Annotated in this window: 1 protein-coding gene; it reads right to left on the bottom strand. The window is 78.6% G+C overall.

Features of this window, described 5'->3' with window-relative positions; all coding sequences use genetic code 11:
• Positions 1-1397, bottom strand: a 1397-nt coding sequence (locus tag KN815_RS49075; RefSeq protein ID WP_301184723.1) for a helicase-related protein, incomplete at both ends; no start/stop codon positions are given.

The raw sequence follows: 1397 nt of genomic DNA, 5'->3' as shown, positions 1-1397 counted from the left end.
GCCCCTGCCGGTCAGGGCCTGTTCCAGCCGCCGGGCCTCCTGGCGCCAGCGGGCGGCGTAGGGGTCGCCGCCGTGGCGGGCGGTGCGCCAGGCGGCGGCGAGGTCGTCGCCGTACTCCCTCGGGGGCTCCTCGCTCAGCAGGGCCACCACCTCGGCGGCCCGGCGTGCGCCGACCTCCATCGCGCCGTCGATGAGCGCCCGCGCGAGCCGGGGGTGGAGGCCGAGGCGGGCCATCCGGGTGCCGCGTTCGGTGGCCCGTCCGGCGGCGTCCACGGCGCCGATCGCGGTCAGCGTCTCGCGGGCGGCCGTCATCGCCCCGGCGGGCGGCGGATCGAGCAGGGCCAGCCCCGAGGCGTCCGGATCGCCCCAGCACGCCGTCTGGAGCGCGAAGGCCGTAAGGTCCGCGCCGGCGATCTCGGGGGACGGGAAACGCGGCAGCCGGGCGTCCTCCGCCTCCGGCCAGCAGCGGTAGACCACCCCGGGAGCCTCACGCCCCGCACGGCCCGCGCGCTGCCGGGCGGCCGCCCGTGACGCCCTTACGGTCGTCAGCGCGCTCAGCCCGCGTGCGTGGTCCATCCGGGGCTCACGCGCCAGCCCGCAGTCCACGACGATCCGCACGCCCGGTACGGTCAGGCTCGACTCGGCGACCGAGGTGGCCAGCACCACCCGCCGCCGTCCGCCGTCCGCGCCCGCCAGCACCGCCTCCTGTACGGCGGCGGGTGCCCGCCCGTGCACTTGCAGGACCTCCGCCTCGGCGAGCCCGCCCAGCTTCCCGGCCACCCGGGCGATCTCCCCGACGCCCGGCAGGAAGCACAGCACATCGCCCTCCCGCTCGCGCAGCGCCCGCCGCACCACGGCCGCGACATGGGCCAGCAGGGCGGGGTCCACCCGCATCCCGTGCGGCGGCCGTACGGGGCGCTCCGGCGGCGCCCACACCACCTCCACCGGATGGGACACACCCGGGGCCGACACGACCGGTGCGGGCCCCTCAGGGCCGCCCCCGCCGTCCCTCGCCCCTTCCCCGCCGTCCGTCCCGCGCTCGCCGCTCTCCCCGTCGCCGAGCAGCCGCGCCCAGCCCTCCGCGTCCGTGGTCGCCGAGGCGGCGATCAGCCGGAGGTCGGGGCGCAGGGCGGCCCGGACGTCCAGCAGGAAGGCGGCGGCCGTGTCCGCGTCCAGATGGCGCTCATGGCATTCGTCGAGCACGACCACATCGACGCCGGTCAGCTCCTGGTCGCGGTGCAGCCGTTGCAGCAGTACGCCGGTGGTGACCACCTCGACCACGGTCCCGCGGCCGGCCTGCCGCTCCCCGCGCACGGTGAAGCCGACCTTCCCGCCCGGCCGCTCGCCCAGCAGCCACGCCATCCGCCGCGCGGCGGCCCGTGCCGCGATCCGCCGCG

It is taken from the genome of Streptomyces niphimycinicus (assembly GCF_018883605.1).
Lineage (GTDB): Bacteria > Actinomycetota > Actinomycetes > Streptomycetales > Streptomycetaceae > Streptomyces > Streptomyces niphimycinicus.
Note: the sequence above shows the minus strand (reverse complement) of the source record. Positions and strands in the feature narration are given on the sequence as shown.